The sequence below is a fragment of the Streptomyces incarnatus genome, from assembly GCF_001027185.1.
In the GTDB taxonomy this organism is placed as follows: Bacteria; Actinomycetota; Actinomycetes; order Streptomycetales; family Streptomycetaceae; genus Streptomyces; species Streptomyces puniciscabiei.
The window spans coordinates 5,252,969-5,267,975 of record NZ_CP011497.1; the positions used below are offsets into that span (position 1 = coordinate 5,252,969).

A 15,007-nucleotide genomic window follows, 5' to 3' on the forward strand; every position below is an offset into this window, starting at 1 on the left:
GATGGAGTAACCGTAGGGGGCCGGGGGAGAGGGGCTCAAGGGGAACGGGCGGGCCGCAATGCGACTGCCATACGGCGTTCATGAACGGCCGGAGGCGTACGACCAAGGTCGCAGCGCGAGCAGGACCACCGACAGGGGTCATACCGCACTGTGCGCCTTACTCTGACGCCATGAGTGCCCTCGAGTCGCGTGCCGCCGCCGTCCGCAACCCCGTCGGGCAGGACGACGGCGTGCTGGGCCGGGCCCACCGGGCGCTCAGCATCGGGATCGTCTCCGTCGTGCTGCTGATCGCCTTCGAGGCCACCGCCGTCGGCACGGCCATGCCGGTCGCGGCGCGGGAACTGGACGGCCTGACGCTGTACGCGTTCGCCTTCTCCGGGTACTTCACCACCAGCCTGTTCGGCATGGTGCTGGCCGGCCAGTGGTCCGACCGGCGCGGGCCGCTCGGGGCGCTGACCACGGGGATCGGAGCCTTCGCCGCGGGGCTGGTCATCGCCGGGACCGCGCAGGTCATGTGGGTGTTCATCCTCGGCCGGGCCGTGCAGGGGCTCGGCGGCGGGCTGGTCATCGTCGCCCTGTACGTCGTCGTCGGCCGCGCCTACCCCGAGCGGCTGCGCCCCGCGATCATGGCGGCGTTCGCGGCCGGCTGGGTCGTACCGTCCATCGTCGGCCCCCTCGCCTCCGGCGCCGTCACCGAACACCTCGGCTGGCGCTGGGTCTTCCTCGGCATTCCGGCGCTCGTCGTGTTCCCGCTCGCCCTCGCCCTGCCGCAGATACGGCGCAGGGCGTCGGGCCCGGTGGACGAGGAGGCCGGCGCCCTCTCCTTCGACCGGCGGCGGATCCGGCTCGCCCTCGGCATCTCCCTCGGCGCGGGCCTCCTGCAGTACGCCGCCCAGGACCCGCGCCCGCTGTCCCTGCTCCCCGGGCTGGCCGGCGCCGCCCTGCTCGTGCCGGCCGTCCTCGGACTGCTGCCGCGCGGCACCTACCGGGCCGCTCGCGGCCTGCCCTCCGTCGTGCTCCTGCGCGGTCTGTCCGCCGGTTCCTTCATCGCCGCCGAGTCCTTCGTGCCGCTGATGCTGGTCACCCAGCGCGGGCTGTCGCCGATGCTCGCCGGGCTGTCCCTGGCGGCGGGCGGCGGCACCTGGGCGCTGGGCTCCTGGGTGCAGTCCCGGCCGCGCGTGCAGCCGTACCGGGAACGGCTGATGACGCTCGGCATGGTGCTGGTCGCCGCCGCGATCACCGCCGCGCCCGGTGTGCTCGTGCACTCCGTGCCGGTCTGGACGGTCGGCGTCGCCTGGGCCTTCGGGTGCTTCGGCATGGGCCTGGTGATCTCGTCCACCAGCGTGCTCCTGCTCCAGCTGTCCGCCCCGGAGGAGGCCGGCGCCAACTCCGCCGCGCTGCAGATCTCGGACGCCCTCTCCAACGTCGTCCTGCTCGCCGCGACCGGCGCCGCCTTCGCGGCCCTGGGCGGCGGCAGCGCGACCACCACGGCCACGGGCACCGCCGGCGCCCATCCCGCGGCCTTCGCCGCCGTGTTCCTGCCGATGGCGGGGGTGGCGCTGGTGGGGGCATGGGTGACGACCCGGCTGAAGGCGCGGTGACCTGGGAAAACCGGTCGCCGGGTGGCCTGTCGCACGGCTAGCCTTCCGCCATGCACGAGCTGACCGTCGTCCTCGACCCCGCCACCCGGCAGGCGCTGGACGACCTCGCCGACGCCACCGGCCGCCGGACCGACGAGGTCGCCATGGCGGCCGTACACCGGTATCTGGACGAGGAGCGGGCGGTCGTCCGCACCCATGCCGAGCGCCTTGCGCGCGGCCACGCCGACCTGCTGCGGAGGCTGGGCGAATGAGCCGCCATCTCACCGTGGCCGAGGTCACCGCCATCGCCGAGATCGCCTTCGGTGGCCGGCCGCCCGAGGCGCGTGAACCCGGGCTGCTGGCCTCGGCCGTACACCGGCCGCGGGCCCGGATGTTCGGTACGGCCGCGTACGAGGACCTGTCCGACCAGGCCGCCGCCCTGTTGCACGCCCTCGCCGCCAACCACCCCCTGGTCGACGGCAACAAGCGCACCGCCTGGCTCGCCACCGCCACCTTCCTCGCCGTCAACGGTGTGGATCTCGCCGGCGTCGACCAGGACGCCGCGTACGACCTGGTCAGCGATGTGGCCTCCGGCGACCTCGGTGATGTCGCGGTGATCGCGGGGCGACTGCGGCAGCTGTGACGTGGGTCCCACCCACGGGCGACCCGGCCTCGTCCGGGCGTTGACACCGTCGGGGCGCCGGTAGGGTGGCCCGGTTGTCATACGTAGCCGAGCCGCCCAGCCCCATAAACGGAGACCGTGACTACCACCGCCGCCACCTCCTCCTCCCACTCCCACCACCTGTCGCCCGCCTTCCCGGGCCGCGCGCCCTGGGGTACCGCCAGCAAGCTGCGTGCCTGGCAGCAGGGGGCGATGGAGAAGTACATCCAGGAGCAGCCGCGTGACTTCCTCGCCGTCGCCACGCCCGGCGCCGGCAAGACCACCTTCGCGCTGACGCTGGCCTCCTGGCTGCTGCACCACCACGTCGTGCAGCAGGTGACCGTGGTCGCGCCGACCGAGCACCTGAAGAAGCAGTGGGCCGAGGCGGCCGGACGGATAGGCATCAAGCTCGATCCCGAGTACAGCGCGGGACCCCTCGGCCGGGAGTACGACGGCGTCGCGGTCACCTACGCGGGCGTCGGCGTGCGGCCCATGCTGCACCGCAACCGGGTGGAGCAGCGCAAGACCCTGGTGATCCTGGACGAGATCCACCACGCCGGTGACTCCAAGTCCTGGGGCGAGGCCTGCCTGGAGGCGTTCGAACCCGCCACGCGCCGGCTCGCGCTGACCGGTACGCCCTTCCGGTCCGACACCAACCCCATCCCCTTCGTCACGTACGAGGAGGACAACGCCGGCATCCGGCGTTCGGCCGCGGACTACACCTACGGGTACGGGTCCGCCCTGGCGGACGGCGTCGTCCGGCCGGTCATCTTCCTCTCCTACAGCGGCAACATGCGCTGGCGCACCAAGGCCGGTGACGAGATCGCCGCCCGGCTCGGCGAGCCGATGACCAAGGACGCGATCAGCCAGGCCTGGCGTACGGCGCTCGACCCGCGCGGCGACTGGATGCCCAGCGTGCTGCGCGCCGCCGACCAGCGGCTGACCGAGGTCAGGAAGGCCATCCCGGACGCCGGCGCCCTCGTCATCGCCTCCGACCAGGACTCCGCGCGTGCGTACGCCAAGCTGATCCGGGAGATCACGGGGACGAAGGCCACGCTCGTCCTCTCCGACGACGCCGGCGCGTCGAAGAGGATCGACGACTTCAGCGGCAGCGACGACCGCTGGATGGTCGCGGTGCGCATGGTGTCGGAGGGTGTCGACGTGCCCCGGCTCGCGGTGGGCGTGTACGCGACCACCATCTCCACTCCGTTGTTCTTCGCGCAGGCCGTCGGGCGTTTCGTACGGTCCCGGCGGCGCGGCGAGACCGCGTCCGTCTTCCTGCCGACCGTGCCCGACCTGCTGACCTTCGCCAACGAGATGGAGAAGGAGCGGGACCACGCCCTCGACAAGCCGAAGAAGGAGGGCGAGGAGGACCCGTACGCCGAATCCGAGAAGGAGATGGAGGAGGCGAACAAGCAGCAGGACGAGGACACCGGCGAGCAGGACATGCTGCCCTTCGAGGCGCTGGAGTCCGACGCCGTCTTCGACCGGGTGCTCTACGACGGCGCCGAGTTCGGCATGCAGGCGCACCCGGGGAGCGAGGAGGAGCAGGACTACCTCGGCATTCCCGGGCTGCTGGAGCCCGAGCAGGTGCAGTTGCTGCTGCAGAAGCGGCAGGCCCGGCAGATCGCGCACAGCCGGAAGAAGCCGGACAGCGAGGCCGACCTGCTGGAGCTGCCGGCCGAGCGGCGGCCGGTGGTCACGCACAAGGAGATGATGGAGCTGCGCAAGCAGCTGAACACCATGGTCAGCGCGTATGTCCATCAGAGTGGCAAGCCGCATGGTGTGATCCACACCGAGCTGCGGCGGGTGTGCGGGGGGCCGCCGAGTGCGGAGGCCACGGCGGGGCAGCTGCGGCAGCGGATCGCCAAGGTGCAGGAGTGGGCCACGCGCATGCGGTGACGCTCCGCTGCGTTGGCGATATCTGCCCGCCCGCCCACCCGCCCACCCGCTTACCCACCGACCTGTCTCGGTCGGCTGGGCGGGTGCCGGCGCGGGGCTTCGCCCCGGACCCCCCAGGGATTGGCTTTTGTCAGTTCCTGGGGCCTGTGCGTTTCCGGACGAATCGCGGCAGGCCGGAAGTAGTCTTGCCCGGATTCTGGACGGAGACTTCCGCTCAGCGAACTGGCTTCGCTACTGTCCCGCTACGCACACGCCCCGTGGCAGCGCCGCCGCGGAGCGCAGCCGTGAAGCGACATGGCCCGGAGCCGCCGGGCGTCCTGCCGATCGGCGGCCTCTGAAGCGCGTCGCCGACGGGACTCGACGACGCATCCGCCGCTCAGGGGGTCGCCGACCTCACCGCCGAAGGAGTGGGCGTCGTGACCGCGGAGACCTCTCAGACGCTCGATCGGGGACTGCGTGTCCTCAAGCTGCTGGCCGACACCGACCACGGGCTGACCGTCACCGAGCTGTCCACAAAACTGGGCGTGAACCGTACCGTGGTGTACCGGTTGCTCGCCACGCTGGAACAACACGCCCTCGTACGGCGCGACTTGGGCGGGCGAGCCCGGGTCGGGCTCGGGGTGCTGCGGCTCGGCCGGCAGGTGCATCCGCTGGTGCGGGAGGCCGCGTTGCCCGCACTGCGGTCGCTCGCCGAGGACATCGGGGCCACCGCGCACCTGACCCTGGTGGACGGGACGGAGGCGCTGGCCGTCGCCGTCGTCGAACCGACCTGGACCGACTATCACGTGGCCTATCGCGCCGGGTTCCGGCATCCGCTGGACCGGGGGGCGGCCGGCAAGGCGATCCTGTCCGCCCGGCAGTCGCCGTCCGCGGATCCCGGGTACACCCTCACGCACGGGGAGCTGGAAGCCGGGGCGAGCGGGGCCGCGGCGCCGTTGGTGGGCGTCACGGGCGTCGAGGGCAGCGTGGGCGTCGTCATGCTGGCGGACTCCGTACCGGAGCGGGTGGGGCCGAGGGTGGTGGAAGCGGCACGGGAGGTCGCGGAGGCGCTGCGCTGACGCCGGCTGCGCTGAGCGGTGTGCCGGGTGCCCTGTACTGACTCGCTGACCTGCACTGGTGCCGACCGGGGGTAGGTCTCGCTCGCCCGCGCTCGCGGGGTGCCTCCCCCACTCTCGGCTTCGCTCGAGCGGGGGACCCCCACCGCCCACCCGTGCCGCCCCAGCGGCACGACTGCCCGCAGCTACGGCGGCGGAGCGCCCCGTAAGGGGCGCGGGGAACTGCGCGACCAGCCCCCGCGCACCCGCACCCGGCACACGACCCCCTGCCACCCCATTGCTCATCCGGCCAATCACCAACCCGCACCTTTGGCCGATCCGCACACCCCACCCCACCCCCACCTCCGCATCATCAAGGGCCATACAGCCCCGAGGCGGAGGGAACAGCGCGGTGGACACAGTAGGCACCCGGCCGGAGGCCCCGGCACGAGACGCGAGCGGCACGCGTCGGCTCACCCGGCGTCAGCCGGTGCAACGACTCGTCGGTGAGGCCGCCGGCAGCCCGCTGAAGCGGACGATGGGCGTGGCTCAGCTGACGCTGCTCAGCGTGGGAGCGACCCTCGGCACCGGCATCTTCGTGGTGCTGGGCCAGGCCGTGCCCCAGGCGGGGCCGGCGATCGTCGTGTCCTTCGTCCTCGCCGGCGTCACCGCCCTGTTCTCGGCGCTGTCGTACGCCGAGCTGGCCGGCATGATCCCCGGCTCGGGGTCGTCGTACAGCTACGCCTACGCCACCCTCGGCGAACTGGTCGCCTGGGTGTGCGGCTGGTGTCTGATCCTGGAGTACGGGGTGTCGGTGGCCGCCGTCGCCGTGGGCTGGGGGCAGTACGTCAACGAGCTGCTCCAGCTCACCTTCGGGGTCACCCTCCCCGACTCGCTCAGCGCCCCGCCCGGGGCCGGGGGCACCCTCAACATCCCCGCCGCCCTCATCGTCGTACTCGCCATGGTCGTCCTGCTGCGCGGGGCCAAGGAGAGCGCCGTCGCCAACACCATCATGGTCGGCGTGAAGATCGCCGCCCTCGTGCTGTTCTGCGCCGTCGCCTTCACCGCCTTCCGCGCCGGGAACTTCCACCCCCTCTTCCCGCTGGGCGCCGCCGGCATGAGTGCCGGAGCCGCCTCGCTCTTCTTCTCCTACATCGGGTTCGACGCCGCCTCCACCGCCGGTGAGGAGGCACGCAACCCGCAAAGAGACCTGCCGCGCGCGATCATCCTGTCCCTCGTCCTCGTCACCGCCCTGTACGTCCTCGTCGCGGTCGCCGCGCTCGGTGCCATGCCGTGGAAGCAGTTCGCGGGGACCGAGGCCACGCTCAGCGAGGTGCTCGTACGGTCCGTCGGCGGCGGGAACCTGTGGCCCGTCCTGCTGTCCATCGGCGCCGTCGTGGCCACCACCAGCGTGGTGCTCACCGTGCAGTACGGGCAGATCCGCATCCTGTTCGCCATGGCCCGGGACGGGCTCGTGCCGCCGCTGTTCGCCAAGGTGCACCCCCGCACCGGCGTGCCCCGCGCCAACACCGTGATCGTCTCGGCGTTCATCGCCGTCCTCGCCGCCCTCGTCCCGCTCGGCAGCCTCGCCGACGCCACCAGCATCGGCACCCTGTTCGCGTTCATGCTGGTCAACCTGGCGGTCGTACTGCTGCGCCGGCGCAGCCCCGGCACCCCGCGCTCCTTCCGGGTGCCGTTCTCCCCCGTCACCCCGCTCCTCGGTGTCGGCTTCTGCGTCTACATGCTGGGCAGCCTGGGCGCCGACACCTGGATCGCCTTCGGGGCGTGGATGGCGGCCGGGCTCGTCGTCTACGGCCTCTACGGCATCCGGCACAGCAAGCTCAACAGCTCCCAGAACCCCCAGAGCCTTCAGGAAGACCCCGCATGACCGGCTCCGCCGCCCCCGCCCTCGACCTCGCCGCCGACGTCGTCACCCTCACCCGCGCCCTCGTCGACCTGCCCTCCGAGAGCGGACGGGAGGCGGAGATCGCGGACGCCGTCGAGGCCGCCCTGCGCGCCCTGCCCCACCTCACCGTCGACCGGGTCGGCGACTCCGTCGTCGCCCGCACCCACCTCGGACGCGGCGAACGCGCCCTGATCGCCGGGCACCTGGATACCGTCCCGGCCGCCGGGAACCTGCCCTCCCGGCTCGCCGACGACCGGGTGCACGGGCTCGGCGCCTGCGACATGAAGGGCGGGGTGGCCGTGGCGCTCCGGCTGGCGGCCACCGTGCCCGCGCCCGTCCGCGATGTCACGTACGTCTTCTACGAGTGCGAGGAGGTCGAAGGGGACCGCAACGGGCTCGCCCGCATCGCCGCCGAGCGGCCCGACCTGCTCGCCGACGCCTCCCTCGCCGTCCTCATGGAGCCCTCCGACGCCGGCGTGGAGGCCGGCTGCCAGGGCATCCTCACCGCCGACATCGTGGTCAAGGGCGCCCGCGCCCACACCGCCCGCGCCTGGCAGGGCGTCAACGCCGCCCACAAGGCCGCACCCGTCCTGCGGCGGCTCGACGACCACACACCCGAGCGGGTCCTCGTGGACGGGCTGGAGTACCGGGAGGGGCTCAGCGCCGTCGCCGTACGGGCCGGGGTCGCCGGGAATGTCGTGCCGGACGAGTGCGTCGTCACCGTCAACTGCCGCTTCGCGCCGAGCCGTTCACCTGAGGAGGCCGAGGCGTACGTGCGCTCGCTCTTCCCGGAGTACGAGGTGCGCCTCACCGAGGTCGTCGGCGGCGCGCTGCCGCACCTGGACCGGATCGGCGCCCTAGTCGCCGCGCTCGGTGCCGAGCCCCGGCCCAAGCTCGGCTGGACCGACGTCGCCCGGTTCGCCGCGCTGGGCGTGCCCGCGCTCAACTACGGCCCCGGGGACCCCTCCCTCGCCCACACGGCGGGGGAGTACGTCCCCGTGGAGCACCTCCGGCGGTGCGAGGACCGGCTCAGGCGGTGGCTCCGGTGAGCCCCGCCAGCACCCGCAACTGAAGCCAGAGCACCAGCCGCTCGTCGGGGTCGTCCAGGTCGACCCCGGCGTGCTGCTGGAGCTGCCTCAGGCGGTAGCGGCAGGTGTTGGGGTGGACGGCGAGCAGCTTCGCCGCGCCCGCCATGTCGCAGCCCGCGTCGAACCAGCAGACCAGGGTGCGGGCGTACTCCGTGCCGTGCGCGGCGTCGTACGCCAGCACCCGCTGCCAGGCGCCCGCGGTCAACTCCCGCCGCTCACCCATCACTTCGGCCAGCCGCAGCAGCGTGACGCGGGGCCGTACCTCGTCCACGCCGGCCACCGGCAGCTCCGCGTCCAGCACCCGCAGCACCAGATCCGCGTCCGCCCGGGAGTCCGCGAGTCCCGCCGCGTCCGGGACGACCTCGCCGAGCGCCGCCCGCACCGGCACCCGCAGCGCCTGCCCGGCCCGCGCCACGATGTCCTCGGCCAGCCGCTTGTGCCGTTCCCCCGGGCCGGGCAGCACCGCGTACACCACCCCGTCCACCAGGACGCCCGCGTGCCGCCCGTAGCGGGCCTCGCACTGAAGCCGTACGACGTCCAGCAGGCGCAGCGCCGTGCGCTCGGCGTCGGGGACGCTCGCGGCCGAGTCCAGCACGAAGGCCGCCACCCGGGCGGGCCCGGTGAGGCCCAGGCGCTCGGCGGCCGTGGCCGCGTCCGCCGCCGTGCCGTCCAGCAGCCGGCGCAGCAGTTCGCTGCCCCGGTGCCGGGCCAGTTCCCGGGCCGCGCGCGCCCGCAGCAGGAGCAGGGCGGCCGTGGAGGCGCCCTGGGCGAGGGTGTCCTCGGCGTCCGGGGCGAGCGAGCCGCCGTCGATCACCCACACCGAGCCGAGCGTCTCCCCGCCGGCCCGCACCGGCATCGCGAGGCGGGGCAGGTCCCCGGCGGCCAGCGCGGGCAGCCGCAGCGGGCGGTCGGCGGCGAACAGCCGGCGGTACTGCTCGGTGTTCTCCGCGCTGGCGGGCACCTGCCGGCCGAGGATGCCCTGCCGGCGGTCCTCGTCCACCGGCTGACCGGGGACGGTCGAGTAGGCGAGGATCCGCTGCCGGGGGTCCTCGATGGCCGTGGCCCCGCCGGTCGCCGTCGCGATCGCGTCGGCCAGTGCGAACAGGTCGCCCAGCCCGCTGTCGGCCGCCGCGGCGGCGGGCCGGGCGGCGATGGCCGAGGCCAGCAGCAGATGCACGTGGTGCCAGGCGGCGTCCTCCGCCACCGACAGCAGGGCCACGCCGTGCGCCTCCGCCTCCGCGACCGGGCCGTCCGCGCCGCGCACCACCACCCCGGTCAGCCCGGCCTCGGCAGCCGCCCGGAGCAGCGGCCCGCACTCCGCCGCCGCGACGCCGACCGCGAGCAGCAGGGCGCCGGGCAGCCGGGGCAGCGGGATACGGCCGTCGTGCAGCACCGCCTCGGTGACCGGCACGGCCTGCCCGGCGGGGGCCGTGTGCAGGCGCAGGGCGGGGCCGCCGACGACGTCCAGGAGGTCACCGAGGGTGCAGGCGTCCATGGGAGTACCCCCAGCAGGCTGTTGGCGGATGGTGAAACGAACGTACGCCCGTGTTGGCCGCTCGCACAACGCGCGCCGGGCCCGGCCCTCCGAGACTCGTGCCATGACAGCAGGAGTCACCATCCGTACCGTCCATGACGTCGCCTCCCTCGCGGCCGTGGCCGACCACTTCAGCGACGTCTGGCAGACGCCCCGCACCGCCCCGCCCTACCCGGCCGAGGTCCTGCACAGCCTGGTGCACGCCGGTGGCGCGGTCCACGCCGCGTACGACGGGCAGCGGCTCGCGGGCGCGTCCGTCGCCGTCCTGGGCGCCGACCGCAGCACCTACTCGCTGGTGGCCGCCGCCGACCGGGGGCTCGGGCACGCCGTGAAGCTGGCCCAGCGTGACTGGGCCCTCGGCCTGGGCGCCCGCACCATGCGCTGGACCTTCGATCCGCTGGTCGGCCGCAACGCCCGCTTCAACCTGGCCAAGCTGGGCGCCACCGGCACGGAGTACCTGGTCGACTTCTACGGCCCGATGACCGACGGCGTGAACGACGGCGACGAGAGCGACCGGCTGACGGTCAGCTGGGACCTGGGCGCGCCCAGGGTGTCGTACGACGCCGGACCCCGCGGACCGGTCACCGCCACCGCCCCCGACGGCGACCCCCTCGCCCGCCGCGACGACCGGCACCTGTGGTGCAGGGTGCCCGAGGACATCGTCAAGCTGCGCGCCGCCGACCCGGCCCTGGCGCTGCGCTGGCGGCACGCGGTGCGCGAGGTGTTCCTGACGGCCTTCGCGGACGGCTTCCGGGCCACCGGGATGTCCCGCGACGGCTGGTACACGCTGACCCGGACGGAGGCCCTGTGAAACTGGAGCGCGTCGAGATCGTGCACGTCGCGATCCCGCTGGTCACGCCCTTCCGTACGTCGTTCGGGACGATGACGACCAAGGACACCTTCCTCCTGCACGTCGTCACCGACTCCGCCGAGGGCTGGTCGGAGTTCGCCGCCGACCCCGAGCCGCTGTACTGCTCGGAGTTCGTCGCCGGCGCCGAGATCGTGCTGCGCGACTTCCTGATCCCGCGCGTGACCGCCCTCCCGGACCTCACGACGGCCGCGCTCGCTCCCGCCCTGGCGAGGATCAAGGGCCACGAACTGGCGAAGGCGGCCCTGGAGACGGCCCTGCTGGACGCGGAGCTGCGCTCGTACGGCATGCCGCTCGCCGTGTTTCTCGGCGCCGTACGGGACCGGGTGCCCGCCGGGGTGTCGGTCGGCATCAAGAACTCGGTGCCGGAGCTGCTGGACGACGTCGAGCGGTACCTCGCCGAGGGCTACGTCCGCATCAAGCTGAAGATCGAGCCGGGCTGGGACGTGGAGCCGGTCCGGGCGGTGCGCGAGCGCTTCGGCGACGCCCTTCCCCTGCAGGTCGACGCCAACACCGCCTACACCCTCGCGGACGCCGAGCACCTGCGGCGCCTCGACGACTTCGGGCTGCTGCTGATCGAGGAGCCGCTGGAGGAGAACAACCTGCACGCCCACGCCCAGCTGCAGCGGCGGCTGCGTACGCCGGTCTGCCTGGACGAGTCCCTGCACCACGCCTCCGACACCGCCGCCGCGATCGCGATGGACGCCTGCCGGGTGGTGAACGTCAAGCCCGCCCGGGTCGGCGGCTACCTGGAGGCCCGCCGGGTGCACGACGTGGCGCACGCGCACGGCGTCCCGGTGTGGTGCGGCGGCATGCTGGAGACCGGTATCGGCCGCGCCCCCAACCTGGCCCTGGCCGCCCTACCCGGCTTCACCCTCCCGGGGGACACCTCCGCCTCCTCCCGCTACTTCGCCGAGGACATCACCGAGCCGTTCGTCCTTCAGGACGGCCACCTGCCGGTCCCTGCCACCCCCGGAATCGGCATCGAGCCCCTCCCGGAGGCCCTGCGCCGCTTCACCCGTCAGCGACGGGACCTGTACGCGGCATAAGGCACAGCTGGTGGTCACGTTAGATTGATCCCGTGCTCTCACGTCTCACGCGTCCCCAGGCCGTAGCCGTCTGCGCCGCGCCCGTCGTGGCCCTGCTGGCCACGGCGGCGTTCGCGCCGCTGCCGTTCTCGGTGGCGCAGCCGGGGATGACGGCGAACGTGCTCGGTGAGAACCGGGGCACCCAGGTGATCACCGTCTCCGGCGCGCCGGCCCGGAGGACCAGCGGGCAGTTGCGGATGGTCACGATCGAGGCGACCGGACCGGACGCCAGGGTGACCCTGGGCGACGTGCTCGGCAACTGGTTCCGCACCGACCGGGCCGTCATGCCGCGCGACGCGGTCTACCCGAGCGGGAACACCGTCAAGGAGATCGAGAAGCACAACGCGGCGCAGATGCAGCAGTCGCAGGACGCGGCGACCCGGGCGGCGCTGAAGTACCTCGGGCTGAGCGCCGACAAGGTCAACGTCACGCTGAAGCTCGCCGACGTGGGCGGGCCCAGCGCGGGCCTGCTGTTCACCCTGGGGATCATCGACAAGCTGCACGGCGACGGCAGCGGCGGCGACCTCACCGGCGGCCGCACCATCGCCGGCACGGGCACGATCGACGCCTCCGGCACGGTCGGCGCGGTCGGCGGGGTGGCCCTGAAGACCCAGGCCGCCCGGCGCGACGGCGCCACCGTCTTCCTGGTCCCGAAGGCCGAGTGCGCCGACGCCAAGGCCGAACTCCCCAAGGGCCTGCGACTGGTACCGGTCACCACGCTCAAGGGAGCGGTGAACGCGCTGAACGCACTGGAGAAGGGCAGCGGTTCGGTGCCGAGCTGCTGAGCCGGTTCCTTCGGGGGAACCGGCTCGGATCAGTGGATCAGGTCCCGTCCTCTTCCATCGGATGCTGCCAGCGCAGACCGGGGAAGCGGGCGAAGTCGCGGTCGGCGGAGTAGAGGGTGGCGCCGGACTCGATGGAGAGGGCGGCGAGATACGCGTCGGAGACGAGGCCGCCTCGGACTCCCGCTCGTCGGCACAACCGGTCAAAGATCTCCCAGTGGCGAGCGCCCTCCACCACGGGAATGGTGGTGGGTGCCTCGCGCAGGGTCTGGACGAAGTCCAGCGCGGCGTCGACAGGTGCCGGATCGCGGTAGATCCGCGGGTGCGTCACGATGCGTACGAAGCCGCTGAGAATCACTGAGCTGAGTCCGACGGGCTCGTCGCTTTCGAGTCGCGCGGTGAGCCACCGGTTGTACGCCTCGTGCTGGTCGAGGTCCTTGCGGAAGGCGTACACCAGGACGTTCACGTCGCAGAGAATCACTCGATACCGTCCATGAGGTCGAGCAGCGCGGCGTTGTTGTCGAGGTCGACGCCGGGGCGCACCCCGCCGCTGCCGTAGGTGGGCAGGTTGACGATGTTCCTGGCCGCCGCCACATCCCGCGCGAACGACGCCCGCAGCGCATCCTCTATCACCGCACTGACCGTGACGCGCCTGCGTGCGGCCCGCAGCTTGGCTTCCTGGATCAGGTCCTCGGGGAGGTCGACTGTTGTCCTCATGCATTCCAATGTAGGAGTCGCGCATCTTGATGCACCAGGGTGAAATCACGATGCGCGGAATTGACGCCTCCGCATCCGCTCACGGCCCCTCCTCCGCCGCCTGCTCCACCAACGGGATGATCCGCAGCGGCACCGGGTTCTCCATGACGATCGCCGTGGAGGCCCGGACGATGCCCTCGAAGCCGACCACCCGGTCGATCACCCGCTGGAGGTCGGCGTTGGAGCGGGCCACCAGGCGGCACAGCATGTCGCCGCTGCCGGTGGTGGTCAGCAGCTCCAGCACCTCCGGCACGGTCGCCAGGTGGGCCCGGACGTCGGCGCCCTGGCCCTGCCGGATCTGCAGCGTGGCGAAGGCCGTGACGGGATAGCCGAGGGCCGCCGGATCGACCTGCGGACCGAATCCCCGGATGACCCCGTTCGACTGCAGCCGGTCCAGGCGCGCCTGCACCGTGCCCCGGGCGACCCCGAGCCGCCGGGACATCTCCAGCACGCCGATGCGCGGCTCCCGGGCCAGGAGCACGATGATCCGCCCGTCCAGATGATCGATCGCCACGGCACCCCCAGGGGTGAGCATCCTGTACAGAAAGACCGCCGAGACGGCCGTATCACCTGGCAGATTGCCCAGTGAATGCGGAAACTATTGCGCACCTTGCAGGGCCGGTCCACCCTTCCGCTATGACGCAGACCACTCACCACGCTCCCGACACCGCCCGGCAGGCCGACCCCTTCCCGGTCAAGGGAATGGACGCGGTCGTCTTCGCCGTGGGCAACGCCAAGCAGGCGGCGCACTACTACTCCACCGCCTTCGGCATGCAGCTGGTCGCCTACTCCGGACCGGAGAACGGCAGCCGCGAGACCGCCAGTTACGTCCTCGAGAACGGCTCCGCCCGCTTCGTGTTCACCTCGGTCATCAAGCCGAGCACCGACTGGGGCCACTTCCTCGCCCGGCACGTGGCCGAGCACGGCGACGGCGTCATCGACCTGGCCATCGAGGTGCCGGACGCCCGCGCCGCGTACGCGTACGCCGTCGAGCACGGCGCGCGGGGCGTCGCCGAGCCGTACGAGGTGAAGGACGAGCACGGCACCGTCGTCCTCGCCGCGATCGCCACGTACGGCGAGACCCGGCACACCCTGGTCGACCGCTCCGGCTACGACGGCCCCTACCTGCCCGGTTACGTCGCCGCCAGGCCGATGGTCGCACCGCCCGCCCAGCGCACCTTCCAGGCCATCGACCACTGCGTCGGCAACGTCGAACTCGGCCGGATGAACGAGTGGGTCGGGTTCTACAACAAGGTCATGGGCTTCACGAACATGAAGGAGTTCGTGGGCGACGACATCGCCACCGAGTACAGCGCGCTGATGTCGAAGGTCGTCGCGGACGGCACCCTCAAGGTCAAGTTCCCGATCAACGAGCCCGCGATCGCCAAGAAGAAGTCCCAGATCGACGAGTACCTGGAGTTCTACGGCGGCGCCGGCGTCCAGCACATCGCGCTGAACACGGGCGACATCGTGCAGACCGTGCGCACCATGCGCGCGGCCGGCGTCGAGTTCCTCGACACCCCCGACTCCTACTACGACACCCTCGGCGAGTGGGTCGGCGACACCCGGGTGCCGATCGAGACCCTGCGCGAGCTGAAGATCCTCGCCGACCGCGATGAGGACGGCTACCTGCTGCAGATCTTCACCAAGCCGGTCCAGGACCGCCCGACCGTCTTCTTCGAGATCATCGAACGGCACGGTTCGATGGGCTTCGGCAAGGGCAACTTCAAGGCCCTGTTCGAGGCGATCGAGCGCGAACAGGCCAAGCGCGGCAACCTGTAGGAACGGTTCCGGGCGGAGAAGAGCGG

Annotated in this window: 15 protein-coding genes; 11 read left to right on the forward strand and 4 right to left on the reverse strand. The window is 72.5% G+C overall.

The window, feature by feature from the left end; genetic code table 11:
• Positions 1–170: 170 nt before the first annotated feature.
• From ABB07_RS23615 to dapE, 7 genes are all read left to right on the forward strand, one after another.
• Complete coding sequence (locus tag ABB07_RS23615; protein WP_208900578.1) at positions 171–1,601, forward strand: MFS transporter; 1,431 nt, start codon at positions 171–173, stop codon at positions 1,599–1,601.
• A 50-nt stretch (positions 1,602–1,651) separates the two neighbouring features.
• Positions 1,652–1,852 carry a hypothetical protein gene (locus ABB07_RS23620; RefSeq protein WP_208900579.1) on the forward strand — a complete coding sequence of 67 codons (201 nt, stop codon included), beginning with the start codon at positions 1,652–1,654 and terminating at the stop codon, positions 1,850–1,852.
• Positions 1,849–2,223, forward strand: coding sequence for a type II toxin-antitoxin system death-on-curing family toxin (locus tag ABB07_RS23625; protein ID WP_208900580.1), 375 nt, complete (start codon positions 1,849–1,851; stop codon positions 2,221–2,223). Before ABB07_RS23620 ends, ABB07_RS23625 begins: the two co-directional genes overlap by 4 nt.
• A gap of 117 nt (positions 2,224–2,340) precedes the next feature.
• Positions 2,341–4,143 (forward strand): DEAD/DEAH box helicase, encoded by a 1,803-nt coding sequence (locus ABB07_RS23630; protein WP_208900581.1) that lies wholly within the window; start codon positions 2,341–2,343, stop codon positions 4,141–4,143.
• Between the two features lie 416 nt (positions 4,144–4,559).
• Entirely contained in the window at positions 4,560–5,201 is a 642-nt protein-coding gene (locus tag ABB07_RS23635; RefSeq protein ID WP_055707718.1) for an IclR family transcriptional regulator, read from the forward strand.
• A 388-nt stretch (positions 5,202–5,589) separates the two neighbouring features.
• Positions 5,590–7,065, forward strand: a complete 1,476-nt coding sequence (locus ABB07_RS23640) for an amino acid permease (protein WP_208900582.1) — start codon at positions 5,590–5,592, stop codon at positions 7,063–7,065.
• Positions 7,062–8,132: a succinyl-diaminopimelate desuccinylase gene (gene dapE / locus ABB07_RS23645; RefSeq protein WP_208900583.1), complete on the forward strand. Its 1,071-nt coding sequence runs from the start codon at positions 7,062–7,064 to the stop codon at positions 8,130–8,132. Before ABB07_RS23640 ends, dapE begins: the two co-directional genes overlap by 4 nt.
• Here dapE and ABB07_RS23650 read toward each other — a convergent pair.
• Positions 8,113–9,666: a PucR family transcriptional regulator gene (locus ABB07_RS23650; protein ID WP_208900584.1), complete on the reverse strand. Its 1,554-nt coding sequence runs from the start codon at positions 9,664–9,666 to the stop codon at positions 8,113–8,115. The genes dapE and ABB07_RS23650 overlap by 20 nt on opposite strands.
• A gap of 103 nt (positions 9,667–9,769) precedes the next feature.
• Between ABB07_RS23650 and ABB07_RS23655 the strand changes: the two genes are divergently transcribed.
• From ABB07_RS23655 to ABB07_RS23665, 3 genes are read left to right on the forward strand one after another with little or no spacing between them, the layout of a single operon-like run.
• Positions 9,770–10,516, forward strand: coding sequence for a chorismate synthase (locus ABB07_RS23655; RefSeq protein WP_208900585.1), 747 nt, complete (start codon positions 9,770–9,772; stop codon positions 10,514–10,516).
• Positions 10,513–11,622 carry an o-succinylbenzoate synthase gene (gene menC, locus ABB07_RS23660; RefSeq protein ID WP_208900586.1) on the forward strand — a complete coding sequence of 370 codons (1,110 nt, stop codon included), beginning with the start codon at positions 10,513–10,515 and terminating at the stop codon, positions 11,620–11,622. Before ABB07_RS23655 ends, menC begins: the two co-directional genes overlap by 4 nt.
• A gap of 32 nt (positions 11,623–11,654) precedes the next feature.
• Positions 11,655–12,446, forward strand: coding sequence for a S16 family serine protease (locus tag ABB07_RS23665; RefSeq protein ID WP_208900587.1), 792 nt, complete (start codon positions 11,655–11,657; stop codon positions 12,444–12,446).
• 37 nt (positions 12,447–12,483) lie between these two features.
• Here ABB07_RS23665 and ABB07_RS23670 read toward each other — a convergent pair whose 3' ends face one another.
• From ABB07_RS23670 to ABB07_RS23680, 3 genes are all read right to left on the reverse strand, one after another.
• Positions 12,484–12,909: a type II toxin-antitoxin system VapC family toxin gene (locus ABB07_RS23670; RefSeq protein WP_208900588.1), complete on the reverse strand. Its 426-nt coding sequence runs from the start codon at positions 12,907–12,909 to the stop codon at positions 12,484–12,486.
• 11 nt (positions 12,910–12,920) lie between these two features.
• Complete coding sequence (locus ABB07_RS23675) at positions 12,921–13,160, reverse strand: ribbon-helix-helix domain-containing protein (RefSeq protein ID WP_208900589.1); 240 nt, start codon at positions 13,158–13,160, stop codon at positions 12,921–12,923.
• A 79-nt stretch (positions 13,161–13,239) separates the two neighbouring features.
• Positions 13,240–13,713, reverse strand: coding sequence for an Lrp/AsnC family transcriptional regulator (locus ABB07_RS23680; RefSeq protein WP_208900590.1), 474 nt, complete (start codon positions 13,711–13,713; stop codon positions 13,240–13,242).
• Positions 13,714–13,835: 122 nt separating this feature from the next.
• Here ABB07_RS23680 and hppD point away from each other — a divergent pair, with 122 nt between their 5' ends.
• Entirely contained in the window at positions 13,836–14,981 is a 1,146-nt protein-coding gene (gene hppD, locus ABB07_RS23685) for a 4-hydroxyphenylpyruvate dioxygenase (RefSeq protein WP_208900591.1), read from the forward strand.
• The last annotated feature ends 26 nt before the right edge of the window (positions 14,982–15,007 follow it).

Bases quoted from the DNA above. Each gene is read 5' to 3' on its own strand.
- hppD (WP_208900591.1), top strand. From the start codon at position 13,836: ATGACGCAGACCACTCACCACGCTCCCGACACCGCCCGGCAGGCCGAC.
- ABB07_RS23675 (WP_208900589.1), bottom strand. From the start codon at position 13,160: ATGAGGACAACAGTCGACCTCCCCGAGGACCTGATCCAGGAAGCCAAG.
- ABB07_RS23615 (WP_208900578.1), top strand. From the start codon at position 171: ATGAGTGCCCTCGAGTCGCGTGCCGCCGCCGTCCGCAACCCCGTCGGG.
- ABB07_RS23650 (WP_208900584.1), bottom strand. From the start codon at position 9,666: ATGGACGCCTGCACCCTCGGTGACCTCCTGGACGTCGTCGGCGGCCCC.
- ABB07_RS23620 (WP_208900579.1), top strand. From the start codon at position 1,652: ATGCACGAGCTGACCGTCGTCCTCGACCCCGCCACCCGGCAGGCGCTG.
- ABB07_RS23625 (WP_208900580.1), top strand. From the start codon at position 1,849: ATGAGCCGCCATCTCACCGTGGCCGAGGTCACCGCCATCGCCGAGATC.
- dapE (WP_208900583.1), top strand. From the start codon at position 7,062: ATGACCGGCTCCGCCGCCCCCGCCCTCGACCTCGCCGCCGACGTCGTC.
- ABB07_RS23655 (WP_208900585.1), top strand. From the start codon at position 9,770: ATGACAGCAGGAGTCACCATCCGTACCGTCCATGACGTCGCCTCCCTC.